Origin of the sequence: Myxococcus guangdongensis, from assembly GCF_024198255.1 — a bacterium.
In the GTDB taxonomy this organism is placed as follows: Bacteria; Myxococcota; Myxococcia; order Myxococcales; family Myxococcaceae; genus Myxococcus; species Myxococcus guangdongensis.
Genome location: NZ_JAJVKW010000023.1, coordinates 77508 through 94613, shown reverse-complemented (window position 1 = coordinate 94613; position 17106 = coordinate 77508). Strand labels below are relative to the sequence as shown.

Genomic DNA, 17106 nt, shown 5'->3' with positions numbered 1-17106 from the left:
CGATGGACGGAGCCTGGCGAGGCTCAGGCGCGAAAGTTCGTGGAGCTGGAGCGACCTCCCGGCGCTCCAGCATTGGCCTTGTCCGCCTGAGGCAGTCCGGCCGTGAGCCGGTCCACCTTCGCGAGCAGCTCCGGAATCGAACCCCCCGGCGACAGCTGGATGGCCTTCAACAGCGCCATCTCCAGCGCGAGCCTCGGCTGCGCCGCGCGCGACACATCCCAGACCGAGCCATGCACCACGTCGAACAGCCGCGTGAGCTGCGCGCTCTCCGCGTCCTTCGCCAGCGCCACGAGCGCCTTCTGCTCGGACTCCGCCAGCTCCGCGGGCGCCTCGCCCAGCGTCTTGGTGACGAAGAGGTGGCGAAGCTGCATCGCCAGCTCCTCCGCGAGGCGCTTCAAGTCGAGGCCCCGGTTGAAGACCTCCTCCACGCGCTCAAGCACGCGCTTGGCATCCTTGTGCACCAGCGCATCGGCGAAGTCCTGCACCATCGTTCGATCGATGGCGCCCAGCGCCTCGGCGACCTCCTCGTCCGTGGGGTTCGCGCCGCACGAGGCGAGCACCTGGTCCAGCAGGCTGAGCGCGTCGCGCATGCCGCCCTCGGACTGGCGCACCACCAGCGACAGCGAGCGGTCCGAGATGCCCGCGCCCTCCGCCTTGCAGATCTCCTGCAGTCGCTGGAGCATCCGCGCCGCGGAGATGCGGCGGAAGTTGTGGCGCTGGCAGCGCGACAGGATGGTGTCCGGGAGCTTGTGCGCCTCGGTCGTCGCGAAGATGAACTTCACGTGCCCGGGCGGCTCCTCCAGCGTCTTGAGCAGCGCGTTGAACGCCGCCCCGGACAGCATGTGGACCTCGTCGATGATGTAGATCTTGTGCCGGTCGCGCTGCGGCAGGTACTTCGCGTTCTCGCGAATCTCGCGGACGTTCTCCACGCCGTTGTTGGAGGCACCGTCGATCTCCGCCACGTCCACGCTGGTGCCGGCGGCAATCTCCGTGCACGCCCGGCACTCACCGCAGGGAGTCGCCGTGGGGCCCTTCTCACAGTTGAGGGCCTTGGCGAGCAGGCGTGCGGCCGTCGTCTTGCCCACGCCACGCGGGCCGCAGAACAGGTACGCGTGCGCCACCCGGTCCATCTTGATGGCGTTCGCGATGGTCCGGACGACGTGCTCCTGTCCGGTCATGTCATCGAACTTCTGCGGACGCCATTTGCGGGCGAGGACGAGGTAGCTCATGGGGGCAGTCATCTAAACACGACGGCGCGAAGGATCCATCTCCAGGCGCTGCGACTCAGCGTCCGAGCGCCTTCAGGACGACCTGGGCCGAGTTGTGCCCCGCCGCGCCGATGACACTGCCCGCCGGGTGGCAGCCCGCGCTGCAGAAGTAGAGCCCCTGCACCGGCGTCTCGTAGGGCAGCCTGTCGGTGAAGCCCAGCTTGTTGTCCACATGGTGGATGTGGCCGCCGGTGATTCCGAAGTGGCTCTCGATTTTCGGGGGCGTGAGGGCGAAGTACTCCTGGACCAAATCACTCGTCCCCGGCGCGAAGCGGTCGCACACCGACAACAGCTGCTGCACGTAGCGCGACTCCTCCTTCTCCCACGTCGTGCCCTCGAGCTTGTAGGGCACCCACTCCACGAAGAGCGCGGAGTTGTGGCGGCCCTCGGCGTCGCGCAGCGACGGGTCCACCGTGGTGTGGATGTACCACTCGATGGAGGGGAAGTCGGACAGCCTGCCCGCCTGCGTGTCGCGATACGAGCGCTCCAGTGCGCCGAGCACGTCGTCCTCCTGCGGCAGCAGGTGGATGGTGGGGCCGAACTGGCCCTTGTCCTCGGGCAGACACGTGAACTTCGGCAGCTCCTTCAGACACAGGTTCACCTTGAGCGTGGTGCCCGGCACCGCCATCGCGCCCACCTTCGCGCGGTAGTCCGCCGGCAACGCCGCGGTGTCCACCAGCTTCAGCGTGCGGAACGGGTCTCCGTTGGACACGACGACCGAGGCCTGGAGCTCCTCGCCGTTCTCCAGCACCACGCCCTTCACCACGCCCGCGTCCACGCGCACCGACGTCACCTTCGCGCCCGTGCGGATGACCGCGCCGTGCTTGCGCGCGACGTTGGCGATGGACTGGGTGACGGTGCCCATGCCGCCGCCGACAATCATCCACGTGCCTCCGCTGCCCGGCAGCCGGCACATGTTGTGGACGAGCAGGTTCATCCCCGTGCCCGGCGTGTCATAGCCGCCGTCCAGTCCGGAGAACGCGTCCGTCACCGCGTACATCGCCTTCACGAAGTCGGACTTGAAGCCGAAGCGCTCCAGGTACTGGCGCGCGGAGCCTCGACACAGCTTGATGAAGTGCTCGCGCAGCGCGGGCCGGATGTAGCGCTCGGCGGTCTCCTCGTGGGACAGCGGCGGCTTGAGCCACGCGGGCGCCAGGTCGTCGCGCAGCGCGGCCAGCTCCGTGTTCATCGCCTGGTTGGCCTCCCAGTCCGCTTGCGAGAAGAACTCGAGGAACTGGCGCTTCAGCTCGCGCTCATCCGAGCCGAACAACAGATAGCGCTCGCCCGTGGTGGGCAGGAAGTAGTGCGGGTCCCTCCGCTTGAGGGGCAGGTCCAGCTCCAGCTCGCGCAGGAGCTCCGGCGGCATCAATCCCAACAGGTACGCGCCCGTGGACACGCCCAGCCCGGGCGCGCTCTTGAACGGGTACTCCGTCCGGCACGCTCCGCCGATGACGTCCTTCTCCTCCAGGACGGTGACGGACAGGCCCCGGCGCGCGAGCATCGCCGCTGTCACGAGTCCGTTGTGCCCCGCTCCCACCACGATGACGTCCGGCATGGCCTGCTCCTTCTCGAGGGAACCGCGTTCCTACCCGAGCGAGGCCCTGGCGGACAAACGTCCGATGGCTTGCACCTCGCCGCGGGGCCGGGGAGAGTCCCGGGCGCCCGTGTCCGCCGCCCTGCCCGAGACGCCCACCCCGCCCATGCCACCCGAGCCCCTGCCGTCGGATGACGCTCGGCCCCATCCTCCGGCAAGGCCCTCCCGCCTCGCGCTGGCGACCCTCGTCGTCGTGGCGCTGCTGCCCGCCGTCATCGCCGTGGCGCAGCTGGGCCGCATCCACCCCGACGAGGTGTTCCAGGCGCTGGAGCCCGCGTACTGGCGCGTGCACGGCTACGGCGTGCTGGCGTGGGAGTGGCGCGATGGCATCCGTAACTGGGCTGTCCCTGGAGTCCTGGCCGGCTTCCTGAAGCTGGCGGGGATGCTGGGCATCACCGACCCCCAGGGCTACCGCGCGATGACGGCCGTGCCCCAGCTCGCGCTGCATGCGTGGAGCCTGTGGGCCGTGTACCGCTTCGCCGCCCGGCGCACGGGAGTCTCGGGAGGTTGGCTGGCCGTCCTGCTGGTGGGCCTCTACGGGCCGGTGCTCGTCTTCGCCGGACGCACCCTGGCGGAGTCCTTCTCCACGTCCTTCCTGGTGGTGGCCCTGGAGGCCCTGGACCGGCGAGAGCGTGAGGCGAGGGCCGGGCTCCTGGGTGGCGCCGCGCTCGGGCTCGCGGTGGTGACGCGCTACCCGTCCGCCATCTGTGTCCTCACCGCGCTGCTCTATCTGCTGGTGGCACGGCGCTGGCGGATGCTGGCCTTCACCTGCCTGGGCGGGCTCGTCGTCGCGGCGGGGCTGGGGCTGTTGGACCACCTCACCTGGGGCAGCCCCTTCCACTCGTTCTTCACCTATGTCCGCTTCAACGTCCTCTCGGGCGAGGCCGCCGCCCGCTTCGGCTCGGCGGCTCCCGGCTTCTACCTGCTGCCCCTGGTGACGGCCGTTCCCGTCTGGGCCTGGGTCGCGGTGCCCCTGGGCCTGGAGGCAGCGAGGCGAGGACGCACCGGTATGTCCCTGCCGCTGACGTGCGCCGCCGTCTACCTGGGCGTGCTGCTCGTCACCGCGCACAAGGAAGAGCGCTTCCTCTACCCGGCGCTGGTGTTGGGCGTGCTCGCGGCGGTGCCCGTCGTCGCGGACCTCCTCACCACGCGCGTTCCCGCGTCCGCTCGCTGGGGCGTGACGGCGATAGCGCTCGTGACGGGGCTCGTCTCCGCCCGCTGGTTCCCGCCCCAGGACCTGCGCGCCGACCAGTTCCGCGCCATCGTCGCGTCGACGCGGATGGGCGGCGCCACGGGGTTGCTCATCGTCAACGAGGGGCTCTGGGGCTCCGGCGGCTTCTTCTACCTGGGCCAGCGAATCCCCTGGCTCACCTGTGACTGGCCCCGCGACGAAGCCTTCCAGCGAGGGCTGAACGACAGGACCTTCAACCGCGCCGTCTCCTTCGAGGACCGGTCCCTGCCCGAGCTCCAGGCCGGCGGCTTCCGGATTGCGGAGCGCATCGGCCGCGAGACGCTGCTCGTCCGCGACTGAAGTCAGAAGGGGAGGGCGCCGGCCCTCCCGCCGAGGGTGAACGCCGTAGCCCGCAAAGGCGAAGAGCCAGCCTCCCGAGGGAGACTGGCTCTTCAGAACGGCCGGGACACACGCGGTGGTACGCTACCGTTGCTTCCTTCCGGACCTGGCGGGGTTCGCGCCCCCACGTTGTCCCGACCACAAAGGCTGTAGACATCAACTGCAGTATCAACAACGGAGAGGGTGGGATTCGAACCCACGATACCCTTTCAGATATACACGCGTTCCAGGCGTGCGCCTTCAACCGCTCGGCCACCTCTCCATAAAGTCTGGAGCGGAGAGCGTAGGATTCGAACCTACGATACCGTTACCGGTATGCCTGATTTCGAGTCAGGTGCCTTCGACCACTCGGCCAGCTCTCCAAGTATTCAATTGTCGCGTCGCTTCGCGCGCAAGCGCCCGAAGAACGTTTTGAGAAGAGTCGCGCTGTCCTCAGCGAGGATACCACGAGTGACCTGGAGCCGGTGGTTGTGCCGGGGTTCCTCGGCCAGATTGTAGAGAGAGCCGACCGCGCCGGCTTTCGGGTCCATGGCGCCAAACACGAGGCGAGTCACCCTGGACTGGACCAGCGCCCCGGCGCACATGGCACACGGTTCCAACGTCACGTATAGGGTGACGCCCGTCAACCGCCAGACCCCCAGATGCCTTCGAGCGGCATCCAGTGCGAGGACTTCCGCATGGGCGAGGGGATTGCGATCCACTTCGCGGCGATTGAAACCTGTGCCGATGATGTTTCCATCATGGACGGCAACCGCACCGACGGGGACCTCTCCGAGTGTCGCGGCTTCCCGCGCGAGCGCGAGCGCCTGCTGCATGAAAGCTTCGTCGTCACTCATGGAGACGGCGTGAAAGAAGGGAGCGCTCCCTGGAGGATTCGAACCTCCGGCCTTCGGATTCGTAGTCCGACGCTCTATCCAGCTGAGCTAAGGGAGCAAAATCTTCACGCGCTGCTACAACGACAAGTGGCGGAGAGAGAGGGATTCGAACCCTCGATACCCTTTCGAGTATGCAGGTTTAGCAAACCTGTGCCTTCAGCCTCTCGGCCATCTCTCCAACTCTTCTCTGTCAAAGAACCGCAAAACTCAAGAACATTTTCGGAGGCGGTAGGATTCGAACCTACGGAGAGCTTGCACCCTCTGCGGTTTTCAAGACCGCTGCCTTCAACCGCTCGGCCACGCCTCCAAACAACCCAGCCGGCGGTGTCCCTCGGACCGACGTCGACCGTGGGGCCGCCCTTCTACCTGATTCTTCGCCCGTTGCAAGCGGATGATCACACCTTTTCGCCACACTTCTTCGCTACAGCGGCTTGAGCTCCTTGAGCCCTCCCATGTACGGCCAGAGGACCTCCGGGATGGCCACGGTGCCGTCGTCGCGCTGGTAGTTCTCCAGGATGGCGATGGACGTGCGGCCCACGGCGAGCCCGCTGCCGTTCAGGGTGTGAGCGAGCTGGGGCTTGTCCCCCTTCTGGGGGCGGAAGCGGATCTTCGCCCGGCGCGCCTGGAAGTCGCCGCAGTCCGAGCAGGACGAAATCTCACGGTACGCGTTCTGCCCCGGCAGCCAGACCTCGATGTCGTAGGTCTTGCGGGCCGAGAAGCCCATGTCGCCGGTGCACAGCAGCATCACCCGGTGGTGCAGGCCGAGCCGCCGCAGGATGTCGCACGCGTCGTCCGTCATGGCCTCGAGCTCGTCCAGGCTCTTGTCCGGCTGGGCGAACTTCACCATCTCCACCTTGTGGAACTGGTGCTGGCGGATGAGGCCGCGGGTGTCCTTGCCGGCCGCGCCCGCCTCCGCGCGGAAGCACGGGCTGAAGGCGCAGTAGCGGATGGGCATCGACTCGCCCTCGAGGATCTCGTCCGCGTGGTAGTTGGTGACCGGGACTTCGGACGTGGGGATGAGGAAGCGCTCGGGGTCGCCCACCGTCTTGAAGGCGTCGTCCTCGAACTTGGGCAGCTGGCCGGTGCCCATCATCGTCTCGCGCAGCACCAGGTAGGGCGGCAGCAGCTCCGTGTAGCCCTTCTGGGTGTGCACATCGATCATGAACGTGACGAGCGCCCGCTCCAGCCTGGCCAGCGCGCCCTTGTAGAAGGTGAAGCGGCTGCCGGACACCTTCGCGGCGCGCTCGAAGTCGAGCATGCCCAGCTTCTCACCCAGCTCGAAGTGCTGCTTGGGCGTGAAGGGCAGGTTGGGCTTCTCACCCCAGCTCTTCACCTGGACGTTCTGGTCCGCGCTCTCGCCCACGGGCACCGACTCGTGGGGGAGGTTGGGGATGACCATGAGGATGGCGTTGATCTCCTCCTCGACCTCCTTGAGGCGGTTCTCCTTCTCCTTGATGTCCTGGGAGACGGCGCGGAGGTCGCCGCGCAGCGCGTCCAGCGCCTTGGGGTCCTCCTTCGCCTTCTTCTTCATCTCCTCGTTGGCGGCGTTACGGCGCGCGGCCAGGGACTCCATGGAGACGTACAGCTCGCGGCGCTCGGAGAAGAGGCGCTGGAAGGGGCCGAGGTCCAGGTTGCCGCCCCGCGTCTTCAGGCGAGCGACGACCGCATCGAAGTTCTGCGCAACGTTCCGGAGGTCCAGCATGGGGGACGCCTTGTAGTCACCCTCGGTGGGCGTCAGCAAGGTTCCTGGCGCCCGGGGTGCTCAAGGGCGGACGCCCCGGGCGCCTGGTGCCTGACGCCGGCCATCCCCGGGAGGACGGCCGGCTGTCGGCTGCCGGCTAGTTCTGCAGGTCGTAGATCTCTTCCTCGATGTCCTTCTTGTCGGTCGCGTCCGGCTTCTTCACCAGGTAGTCCTTGAAGGCCTGGACGGCTTCCTTGCGCTTGTTCTTCTCCTTATAGGCGAAGCCCAGGTAGTAGTAGGTCATCGGGTTCTCCGGCTCGGCGTCGGCGGCCTTGCGGTACCAGTCGATGGCCTTGGCGTGCTGGGTCTGCTCGGTGAAGGCGCGGGCGACCTTGTAATAGACGTACGTGAGCTTGGTGTCCGCCTTGAGCGCCGTCTGGTAGCGCTTGATGGCGTCGTTCCAGCGGGCGGCGTTGAAGTACGCGTCACCGATGGAGCCGAGCACGCGGGTGCGGCGCGGGTCCGACTTGAGGCTGGCGTCGAAGGACTCGATGGCCTCGTCGAACTCGCTGTTCTCCAGGTGGGCGTGGCCCAGGGCCTCGTGCGCGTCGGCGTTGGCCGGGTCCAGCTCCACGGCGGTGTTCCACTCGCGGATGGCGTCCGGGAGCTGCTTGGCGTCGCGCAGGATGACGCCGTAGGCGTAGTGGTAGTCGGGGCGCTTGGGGGCGCGCTCCACGGCCTTGCGCATGGCGTCCATGGCCTGGGTGAACTCCAGCCGCTTCGCCTTCACCAGGGCCAGGTAGTAGAGCGCCTCGTGGTTGGAGGGCTCGTTGCTGAGCGCCAGGCCCAGGTTGCTCTCCGCGCCGGGCAGATCGCCCCGCTCCAGCAGGACCGCGCCCAGGGTGATGGGGATGGTGGTGGAGCGCGGGTCCTCCGCCTTGGCCTTCTCGAGCTCGGCCACGGCCTCGTCGAGCTTGCCCAGCCGCCACAGCACCAGTCCGCGCTGCAGCCGGCCGTCCTTCAACAGGTGCGGGTCCAGCTCCAGGGCGCGGTTGGCCTCCGTCTGGGCCTTCTCCAGGTCCCCGTTGAGCAGCGCCACGCGCGACAGGCCCAGGTGGGCGTCGGCGAGGTTGGGGTCCAGCTGCACGGCGCGCTCGAACTCCTGCTGGCCCAAGAGGGCGTTGTTCTCCGCCAGGGCCAGCTCGCCCAGACCCGCGCGAACGCCGGCCATGTCCGGGGCCTTGGTGGCGGCCTGCTCCAGCTGGGTGCGAGCCTCCGCGTTGCGGCGCTGACGCAGGTAGAAGCGGCCCAGGTAGAGGTTGGCCTCCACCAGGTTGGCGTCCGCGGCGATGGCGCGCTTGTAGTGGCCCTCCGCCTCGGAGAGCTTGTCCAGCGCGTCCTCGATGCGGCCGTAGAGGTACGCGATGCGCGCCTCGTTGGGGAAGCGCTGGCTGGCCTTCTGCACGGCGTCCAGCGCCGCCTGCATCTTCCCGGTCATCACCAGCGAGGTGATGTGGCCGTCGGCGTACTCCAGGTTGTCACCCTCCTCGGACGCGAGCGTCGTGTAGAGGGGCAGGGCGCCCTCGTAGTTGCGCTGGGCGCGCAGCACGTGGGCCAGCTGGGCCTTGAGGAAGTCGGACTGCGGGTCCTTCTCCATCGCGGACTTCAGCTCCGCCTCGGCCTCCTTGGGCTTGTGCTGGTGGAAGAGCGCCACGCCCTTGAGCCCCCGGGCGCGGGCGAGCTCCGCCGGGCCCAGCGCGGACTGGACGTCCTCGGCCAGGGCCTCGTCGACGGACTGGGCGCCCTTCTCCGAGTCCTTGCGCACCAGGAGCTGCACGGCGGCGAGCTCCACGGCGGAGGAGGCGTGCTTGCGGTCCGCCTCGAGCGCGGCGGCGTAGGCGGCGGCGGCTTCGTCGGCGCGGCCGGCGGCCTGGTGCAGGTTGCCCAGCGCGTGGTGGGCCTTGGCGGACTTGCCGTCGGCGGCGAGCACCTTCTTCAGCGTCTCGATGGCGCCGTTGAAGTCGCGCTTCATCGTCTGCGCCTCGGCCACGAGGAAGGCGAGCTCCAGGTCGCCCTGGTTCCCTTCCCGCGTGTACGCGTCCATGAGCGGCGTCAGCGCGGCGTCCGCCTGCCGAGAGGTGAGCGCGAGCGAGGCCTTCACCTTGATGAAGTCGACGTCCTTCTCCCCGAGCAGCTCGATGTCCGCCATGCCGTCGCGGCAGCGGGCCATGTCGGACGCGACCGCCGCGGCGTACTTGCGCTGCAGGTAGTAGACGGACTGGCACCACAGCGAGCGCACCGCCGGGTACTCCTTCTCCTGGAGCGCCTGCGCGGAGAGCGTGTGGGCCTGCTTGTAGCTGGCGAAGGTGTCCTGGAGCAGGGCCTGCTGGGCCTGGCTCACCAGCTGCGCCTGGGGCGAGCCGTCCGAGACGCGCGCGGGGAACAGGGCCCGACGGCCGAAGGCGCCGTAGCGCGTGCCGAACTCGGTGCCCGCGCCGATGCCCAGCAGCAGCACGCCGACACCGGCGGCGATGAACATGGGGACGCGCTTCTTGAGCTTCTCGTTGGCGCCGCTGCGGTCCACCACGGAGACGGCCGCCATGCGGCCCTCGTAGAGCTGCTCCAGCCGGCGCATGTTCGCCTGCTGTCCGTTGGTGTCCGCGGTGGGGGCGCTGGGCGAGTCCGACGCGGCGGCGACGGGCGCGGCCGCCACCACCTTGGCCGGGCCCTCCATCAGCCGCTGGATGGCGGCGGCGAAGGTGGGGATGGTGCCGATGGCGGACCAGGACTCGGAGTCGAGCGAGACGTCCTCGTTGCCGAGCAGCTGGCCGTCCTCGAGCATCTTCACGACGACGCCCTCGTCGAACGGGCCGAACACCTTGCCCGAGCGGCGGCGGACGTGGAAGCGGCGCACCTTCGCGCCCGCCTGGGCGCCAGCGTCGCGGCCGGCGGCGTCGTCGATGAACGACAGCATCTCCAGGCCGTCGGCGGGGCCGGCGTTGGGCGGCGGAGGCAGCGGATCCGACAGGTCCGCCTCCAGGTCATCCGTGGGCCTCGCGGTGGGGTCGAACTCGAGCGAGTCCGGGATGCCGGGCGAGGCCGAGGCCGAGGGCGGGGGCGAGCCGAAGTCCACGTCGCCGAAGTCCACCGCGGGGTTGAAGGGCGCGGGCGGCGGGGGGGCGGCCTGGGGCGGGGGCTCGGCGAAGTCGAGGCTGAAGTCCGGCATCGGCGCGGGCCCGGAGGGCGCGGCGAAGTCGAACGACAGGTCCTGCGGCGGCGCGGCGGGGGCCGGCAGGTCGGCGAAGTCCATCGACGGCGCGGCGGGGGAGGGCAGGTCGGAGAAGTCCAGCCCGGGCGAGGCCACCGGCGCCCCGGCCGCGAACGGATCCGCGGGCATCGGCAGCTCGGCGAAGTCGAACGACGGGCCACCGTCGGGAGCCGGGGGCATCGCGAACGGGTCCGCGTCGACAGGCGGCTGCGAGTACGCGGGAGGCGGAGGCAGCGCGAACGGATCCTCGTCGACGGGCGGCTGCGAGTACGCGGGGGGCGGAGGCAGCGCGAACGGATCCTCGTTCACGGGCGGCTGCGAGTACGCGGGGGGCGGAGGCAGCGCGAACGGATCCTCGTTCACGGGCGGCTGCGAGTACGCGGGAGGCGGAGGCAGCGCGAACGGGTTCGCCTCGAGGGGGGCGCTGGCGTGACCAGGTGTCGGAGGCAGCGCGAAGGCGGTGGCCTCGCCGCTCGGCGACTCGACGTCGAAGGCGAACGGGTCCGCCTCCGGCGGGGGCTGCGCGGGGACGGGCAGCGAGTCGTCGGAGAAGTCGAAGTCGCGCGCGGTGCCGAGCGTGTCGGGCTGGCTGAAGGACGAGGACGCGTCCAGGTCCACGGGCGGCGCCAGCGAGTCGTCGGAGAAGTCGAAGTCGCGCGTGCCGTTGGCCCGGGCGGGTGGTGCGCCCTGCTCCGGGAACGCGGCGTTGGGCATCGGAATGGCCACGACGCGCGTCACGTCGCGGTCCTGGCGCTCCGGAGGCGCCACGTCGTCGAAGCCCGTGCTGAACGGATCCGCCTGGGGCGCGGCGCCGGGCAGGGGGATGGCGTCCATGGCCGAGGCGGCACTGGGCAACGGAATGGCGCCGGCGTCGTAGCCGTACGGGTCCGCCTGGGGCGCGCTGCCCGGAAGCGCAATCGCGCCCGTGTCATAGGCGGAGGGGTTGGCCTGAGGCGCGCTGCCGGGGAGCGGGATGGCGCCGCCGGCGTCGTAGCCGTACGGGTCCGCCTGGGGCGCGCTGCCCGGAAGCGCAATCGCCCCCGCGTCATAGCCGTACGGGTCGGCCTGGGGCGCGGCGCCGGGCAGTGCAATGGCCTCGGGACCCGCACCGGGCAGCGGGATGGCACCGCCTCCAAAGGCCTCCGCCTGCGGCGCGCTGCCCGGAAGGGGAATGGCGCCGGCGTCGTAACCGAAGCCGCCCGCCTGAGGCGCGCTGCCCGGGAGCGGAATGGCCTCGGCGCTTGCGCCCATGGCTCCGGCGGGCGCGGCGCCCGGGAGGGGAATGGCGGCGGGCGCGCTGGCCTGTCCCGGGAGGGGAATGGCGGCGGGCGCCGGAGCGCTCACGGCCTCGGCTTTGATGGGGAAGGTGGTCTGGCACCGGGCGCATTTGAGCTTCGCGCCACCCGGGGGGATCCGCTTGTCATCGATGTTGTAATTCGTCTGGCAAGACGGGCAGGAGACTTTCATGGGGTTCCTTCGACAGGACCGGCGCGGCGCAGGCTAGCAGAGGCGTTTCCAGCCCGGAAAGAACGCGCAAGCCCGCACTGAGGGCGTTGTTCCTCCCCCGCCTCCCCAGGCGAGCATCCGAGGGCCCGTCGACGCCGCCTTCCCGGCACGCGCACGTTCGGTTCCCCCGTCACCGGGAGGAGGTGGTAGGACCGACCCGGCATGGAACCCATCGTCATCCTCGGGGCGGGGCTCGCGGGCCTGTCCACCGCCCACTTCCTCCAGAAGCCCTGGCGCCTCATCGAGAAGTCCGAGCGCGTCGGCGGTCTCATCAAGACCGAGGTCATCGATGGGTGTTATTTCGACCCCACCGGCCACTGGCTCCACCTGCGCGACCCTGAAATCCAGGAGCTGGTCAATACGCGGTGGCTGCCGGGGCAGATGGTCCGCATCCAGCGCAAGGCGGGCATCTTCACGCGCGGCGTCTTCACGCGCTTCCCGTACCAGGTGAACACGCACGGGCTGCCGCCCGAGGTCGTCTCCGAGAACCTCATCGGCTACGTGGACGCCGTCTACGGTGAGAAGGGCCGCGCGCTGCGGGAGCGAGAGCCCCGCGACTTCGAGGAGTTCATCCTCCGCTACATGGGCGAGGGCTTCGCGAAGAACTTCATGGTGCCCTACAACCAGAAGCTCTGGACCGTGCACCCGCGCGAGATGTCCGCCGCCTGGGTGGGCCGCTTCGTGCCGCGCCCCTCGCTCAAGGAGGTGGTGGACGGGGCGCTCGGCGCCGGCAGCGACGCGGTGGGCTACAACGCGTCCTTCCTCTACCCGCGCGAGGGCGGCATCGAGAGCCTGGCGCGCGCCATGCTCAGAGACTTGAAGGGCGGCGAGCTCAGCCTCAACACCGAGCCCACCTCCATCGACTGGAAGGCGCGCAAGGTGGTGCTGAACGACGGCCGGACGCTGTCGTACTCGGGCCTCGTCTCCTCCGTGTCCCTGCCGGGGCTGGTGCGCCTGCTGGCCCAAGGGGCCTCGGGCGTTCCCGACGAAGTGGTCGCCGCCGCGAAGCGCCTTCGCGCCACCACCGTCACCTATGTCGCCGTGGCCGCGCGTGGGCCCAACCGTCAGCCCTGGCATTGGATCTACCTGCCGGAGCCGGAGTTCCACACGTACCGCATCGGCTCGCCGTCGGCCGTGTACGACGCGCTGGCGCCCAAGGACACGTCCACCTTCTACGTGGAGTACAGCCACCACGGCGAGCTGTCCCCGGCCACCGCCGAGCAGTACGCGGTGCAGGACCTGGTCCGCTCCCAGATGATCCACTCCGCGGACGACGTCCTCTTCGCCCAGGCGCGGGAGATTCCCCACGCGTATGTCCTCTATGACGAGGCCTACGGTCCAGCGAAGACGGAAATCCTCCGTTTCCTGGAGCACGCTGGCATCCAGACGGCGGGGCGCTACGGCCAGTGGGAGTACTCCTCCATGGAGGACGCCATCCTCGGCGGGCGGGCGTGTGCGCGGACGCTGAACGGGTGACGGACATCTGCGACTTCCGACGCATCTTGTCGACGGGTGACGCGCGGCATGCTAGGCGGACCGGACTGTCGCTCGTCCGGACGTGATTCCATGGCACCGCACCTGTCCGTCGTCATCCCGGTCTACAACGAGGAGTCCATCATCGCCTCGGCGGCGGAGGAGTTGCGCCAGGGGCTCGATTCGCGTGGGCTCGATTACGAAATCATCTTCGCGGAGAACGGCTCGAGGGATGCCACCACGAGCATCCTCGACGAGCTCTGCGCGAAGCACCCTCGGATGCGCTGGTTCCACTCCGAGCGCCCCAACTACGGCGTCGCCCTCAAGGCCGGCATCCTCATGGCCCGGGGCACGTACGTCATCTGCGACGAAATCGACCTGTGCGACGTCACCTTCTACGACGCGGCGCTGCCGCGGCTGGAGCGGGGTGAGGCGGACATGGTGGTGGGCTCCAAGGCGGCCAAGGGCGCCAGCGACCAGCGCCCGCTCATCCGCCGCGCGGCCACGCGGGTGCACAACAAGCTGCTCAAGGTGACGCTGGGCTTCCAGGGCACGGACACGCACGGGCTCAAGGCCTTCCGCCGCGAGGCGCTCCTGCCCGTCATCCAGAAGTGCGTGGTGGACATGGACGTGTTCGCCAGCGAGTTCGTCATCCGCGCGTGGCGCGAGGGGCTGAAGGTGATGGAGATCCCCATCCAGCTCCACGAGAAGCGCCAGCCGTCCATCCACCTCTTCAAGCGCGTACCCAACGTGCTCAAGAACGTGGGCAAGCTGTTCTACGTCATCCGCGTGCGCGGCACCTGACGCGAACGGGAGGGCGCGTGACGAGGATTGCGTCCATCTCCGTCGACCTGGACTCGCTGCCGCACTACTGCCGCATCCACGGGCTGCCGGAGTCGCTCCTGGACGCCCGCGCCCGCTCGCTGGTGCACCAGGTGGCGGTGCCGCGCTTCCGCGAGCTCTGGGGCGCGCTCGGCGTGCCCGGCACCTTCTTCGCCATCGGCGAGGACCTGGAGTCGGACCCCGTCGCCGCGGCGGGCATGCGCGCCGCACATGAAGCGGGCATCGAGGTGGCCAGTCACAGCCACGCCCACGACTACGCGCTCACGCGCCGGGGGCCGGACGCCATCCTCGCGGACCTGCGGCGCGCCGATGACGTCATCCTCCAGGCCACGGGCGCGCGCCCGGTGGGCTTCCGCGCTCCAGGCTACACGCTCAACGCGGACCTCTACGCCGCCACCCAGGCGCTGGGCTACCAGTACGGCTCCTCCGCCTTCCCGGCCGCGCCCTACTACGCGGCGAAGGCGGCGGTGATGGGGGCGCTGGCCCTCGTCGGCCGGCCCTCGCGCTCGGTGCTCGACACGCCCCGGGTGCTGCTCGCTCCGCGCGTGCCATACCGGCCGGACCCCGCGAATCCCTATCGGCGTGGCACCGGCTCCGTGCTGGAGCTGCCCATGGCGGTGACGCCCGCGCTGCGCTTCCCGTTCATCGGCACCTTCGCCACCACGCTCCCCCTGCGCTCGCTGCGGGGCGCGTGGCGCGCGTGCCGGCGCGATGCCTTCTTCAACTTCGAGCTGCACGGGGTCGACGTGCTCGACGCGACGGACGGCATTCCCGGCGAGCTGGTGCGCCAGCAGCGGGACCTGCGCGTCGGCGCGGCGCGAAAGCTGGAGCGGCTGCGCGAAATCTTCGGCTGGTTGCGCTCGGAGTGCGACGTCGTCACCCTGCGCGACGCGGCCGGGCGCCTGTCCGCGCGCATCTGAGCCTCAGCGCGCCACCGCGGGCGAGCCGAGCACGTCCACCACCGCGTCGTGCACGCGCCGGTCCGTGAGCATCCACGGGTGCAGGAGCACGGGGAAGCGGCGCTCGCTGGCGCCGGACAGCCGCGAGCTGGAGGCGGGGAGGATGGTCAAATCCCACGGCGTCCAGAAGCTGTGCACCTCCATGCTGCCCCAGGGCCGAGGGTCCTCTTGGAGCGTCCGCAACAGCCGGCTGCCCGGCCGCATCTGCGCCACGCCCTTGCCGCGCCCCAGGAACGCCAGCCCCGTGCCCGCGTGGGGACCGGAGATGGAGATGAAGCGCCGCACCACCAGCCGTCCCCCGAGCAACTGCACCCAGTAGCGCGTGACGAGCGCCCCCATGCTGAAGCCCACCACGTCCACGCGGCGGGCGCCGGTGCGCTCTCGCAGGGCCTCGGCCTCCCGGGCCACCTGCCGGGCCAGGATGGGAATCCCCGCGCTGCCGTTGTTGGGCCGCAGGGAGATGGCGTGGACGTGGGGCCAGCCCGACTGCTCCAGCCGGGCGCGCAGCGAATCGAAGGCGCTGGCGTCGTCACCGATGCCATGCACCAGCAGCACCGGCACGCGCTGCTCCACCGGCGCCAGACGGTGCGCCGAGGCGGCCGTCATGGCACACCCCGAGACGAGCCACACCAGGCCCAGCAGGACGAGCAACGCGCGCATGCGGGGCGAGACATGGCGATGTCACCCCCGCCCGGCACGGGGCCACGGGGGCATTCGTCCACTCGTGGAGCCCCGGGCTTCAGGCCGCGTCACGCAGTGCACTCCAGTCGGCCCGCACCTGGTCGGCATAGGTCCGAGCGAAGGCCGACAGCCGTCGGGTGGCCTGCGCCTCGTCGGCGCCCACCCAGGCCTCCAGCTTCTGCGCCTGCGCCTGCGTGGCGCCATGGGCCCGCGCCAGGGTCTGCCCCGCCTGGGTGAAGACGGAGACCAGGTCCTTCTTTCCCGTCAGCGCCCCGTCCTGCAGCTTCGCCTTCTCCGGCTCCACCTCGCGCAGCAGGAAGGCCCGGCCCGCCATGCGCGTGGCCCCGGTGAGCGGGTTGGTGTGACCGGAGAGCCGGCGCTGCGCATCCACCACCGCGCTCGCGTCCGCCGGCATCGGGGACGCCTCGACGCTCGGCGCGAGCAGCTCCTTGAGCTCCAGCAACACCGGCGGCGCCTTCGGGTCCACCGCGCGCGCCAGCACCCAGTACCGCTCCAGCCCGTAGCTGCTACCACCGGCATCCAGCCGCTGGGCGACATCCAGCACGCGCGGGGGCAGGGCGATGTCCTGCCGACCCTTCAGCGCGCCCAGGGCGTCCGTCAGCGCCGCCCGGACCTCCCGCTGCTTCTCGGGGGACACCGACTTCAACGTGTCGGAGGTGCGGAAGCTCGCGGCGTCCGGCCCCTTGACCCGGGCGTGCTTCTTCACCAGCTCCTCTCGCGAGGTGTCGTTCGCGTCACGGATGAGGTCGTCCACCTTGCCCTTGGCCTCCTTCTTCGTGAGGAACGCCCCAGGGTTCTGCTTTCCTCCCGCGAGCGACGCGAGTGTCGAGAAGTAGGCGTCCGCGAAGGCCGCGACGACGGCGTCCTGCTCCTTGGCGGACAAGCCCGACTCGCGCGCGGTGAGCACGGCGCTGGTCGCCATGCGCGTCAGGTCCACCTCCGGCGAGCCGCGTCCGGCCTGGTCGAAGTCGTTGAGCCCCCACACCGGCTTGCCGTCGGGGCCCCGGAACGTCCCGAGGTTCCCGACGTGCGCGTCACCCACCACCAGGATTCGGGGCGCGGGGCGGTCCACCAGCCGGGCCTCGGCGGCGAAGGGACCTTTCAGGTCCGCGTGGAAGAGGGCGGGCATCATCCGGAAGAAGGACGACGGGCGCTCGCGCATCAGCGCCAGCTTCTCCTCCAGCCGCGCGGGAGGCAGGTCCAGCCGCGCATGGAATTCCTGGCTGAAGGCCACCGCCTGTTCGGGCTCGCGCCGGAGGGTGGTCGCGGACGGGGCACGGGCGCTGGCGACGGTCGCCGGGGCGGGAGGAGCGCTCTTCGAGGGGAGCGGCGTGGGGCGGGAGGAGATTCGCATGGGCGTGGGCTCA

The 17106-nt window shown here is 70.0% G+C and carries 11 protein-coding genes, 5 tRNA genes and 1 other RNA gene; 4 read left to right on the top strand and 13 right to left on the bottom strand.

Annotated features, from left to right (window positions below; genetic code table 11):
- Window positions 1–23: 23 nt before the first annotated feature.
- A complete protein-coding gene (gene dnaX / locus LXT21_RS42120; protein WP_254043893.1) occupies window positions 24–1229 on the bottom strand; it encodes a DNA polymerase III subunit gamma/tau in 1206 nt (401 codons plus the stop codon).
- Between the two features lie 55 nt (window positions 1230–1284).
- A complete protein-coding gene (locus LXT21_RS42115) occupies window positions 1285–2823 on the bottom strand; it encodes a phytoene desaturase family protein (protein ID WP_254043892.1) in 1539 nt (512 codons plus the stop codon).
- A 64-nt stretch (window positions 2824–2887) separates the two neighbouring features.
- On the opposite strand from LXT21_RS42115, the gene LXT21_RS42110 reads away from it, so the two are divergent.
- Window positions 2888–4393 (top strand): glycosyltransferase family 39 protein, encoded by a 1506-nt coding sequence (locus LXT21_RS42110; RefSeq protein WP_407667102.1) that lies wholly within the window; start codon window positions 2888–2890, stop codon window positions 4391–4393.
- 91 nt (window positions 4394–4484) lie between these two features.
- On the opposite strand, the gene ffs is transcribed toward LXT21_RS42110, so the two are convergent.
- The 9 genes from ffs to LXT21_RS42065 all read right to left on the bottom strand — a co-directional run bounded on the left by ffs (window position 4485) and on the right by LXT21_RS42065 (window position 11723).
- Window positions 4485–4577, bottom strand: an RNA gene (gene ffs, locus LXT21_RS42105) — signal recognition particle sRNA small type.
- Window positions 4578–4607: 30 nt separating this feature from the next.
- Window positions 4608–4694 (bottom strand) — tRNA-Ser (locus LXT21_RS42100).
- Between the two features lie 13 nt (window positions 4695–4707).
- Window positions 4708–4794, bottom strand: a tRNA-Ser gene (locus LXT21_RS42095).
- 6 nt (window positions 4795–4800) lie between these two features.
- The gene (gene tadA, locus LXT21_RS42090) at window positions 4801–5268 is read right to left on the bottom strand and encodes a tRNA adenosine(34) deaminase TadA (protein ID WP_141332762.1); all 468 of its coding nucleotides are present in this window, start codon (window positions 5266–5268) and stop codon (window positions 4801–4803) included.
- A gap of 23 nt (window positions 5269–5291) precedes the next feature.
- Window positions 5292–5365, bottom strand: a tRNA-Arg gene (locus LXT21_RS42085).
- 30 nt (window positions 5366–5395) lie between these two features.
- A tRNA-Ser gene (locus LXT21_RS42080) sits at window positions 5396–5485 on the bottom strand.
- Window positions 5486–5527: 42 nt separating this feature from the next.
- A tRNA-Ser gene (locus tag LXT21_RS42075) sits at window positions 5528–5614 on the bottom strand.
- 114 nt (window positions 5615–5728) lie between these two features.
- Window positions 5729–7009 carry a serine--tRNA ligase gene (gene serS / locus LXT21_RS42070; protein ID WP_254043937.1) on the bottom strand — a complete coding sequence of 427 codons (1281 nt, stop codon included), beginning with the start codon at window positions 7007–7009 and terminating at the stop codon, window positions 5729–5731.
- A 136-nt stretch (window positions 7010–7145) separates the two neighbouring features.
- Window positions 7146–11723, bottom strand: coding sequence for a tetratricopeptide repeat protein (locus LXT21_RS42065; protein ID WP_254043889.1), 4578 nt, complete (start codon window positions 11721–11723; stop codon window positions 7146–7148).
- A 201-nt stretch (window positions 11724–11924) separates the two neighbouring features.
- On the opposite strand from LXT21_RS42065, the gene LXT21_RS42060 reads away from it, so the two are divergent.
- From LXT21_RS42060 to LXT21_RS42050, 3 genes are all read left to right on the top strand, one after another.
- On the top strand, window positions 11925–13238 hold the full coding sequence (locus LXT21_RS42060) for a protoporphyrinogen/coproporphyrinogen oxidase (protein ID WP_254043888.1): 1314 nt from the start codon (window positions 11925–11927) through the stop codon (window positions 13236–13238).
- Between the two features lie 90 nt (window positions 13239–13328).
- Window positions 13329–14039, top strand: coding sequence for a glycosyltransferase family 2 protein (locus tag LXT21_RS42055; protein WP_254043887.1), 711 nt, complete (start codon window positions 13329–13331; stop codon window positions 14037–14039).
- A gap of 17 nt (window positions 14040–14056) precedes the next feature.
- On the top strand, window positions 14057–14998 hold the full coding sequence (locus LXT21_RS42050; RefSeq protein ID WP_254043886.1) for a polysaccharide deacetylase family protein: 942 nt from the start codon (window positions 14057–14059) through the stop codon (window positions 14996–14998).
- Window positions 14999–15001: 3 nt separating this feature from the next.
- Here LXT21_RS42050 and LXT21_RS42045 read toward each other — a convergent pair whose 3' ends face one another.
- On the bottom strand, window positions 15002–15697 hold the full coding sequence (locus LXT21_RS42045; RefSeq protein ID WP_254043885.1) for an esterase/lipase family protein: 696 nt from the start codon (window positions 15695–15697) through the stop codon (window positions 15002–15004).
- 79 nt (window positions 15698–15776) lie between these two features.
- A complete protein-coding gene (locus LXT21_RS42040) occupies window positions 15777–17093 on the bottom strand; it encodes a DUF2252 family protein (RefSeq protein ID WP_254043884.1) in 1317 nt (438 codons plus the stop codon).
- Window positions 17094–17106 lie beyond the last annotated feature (13 nt).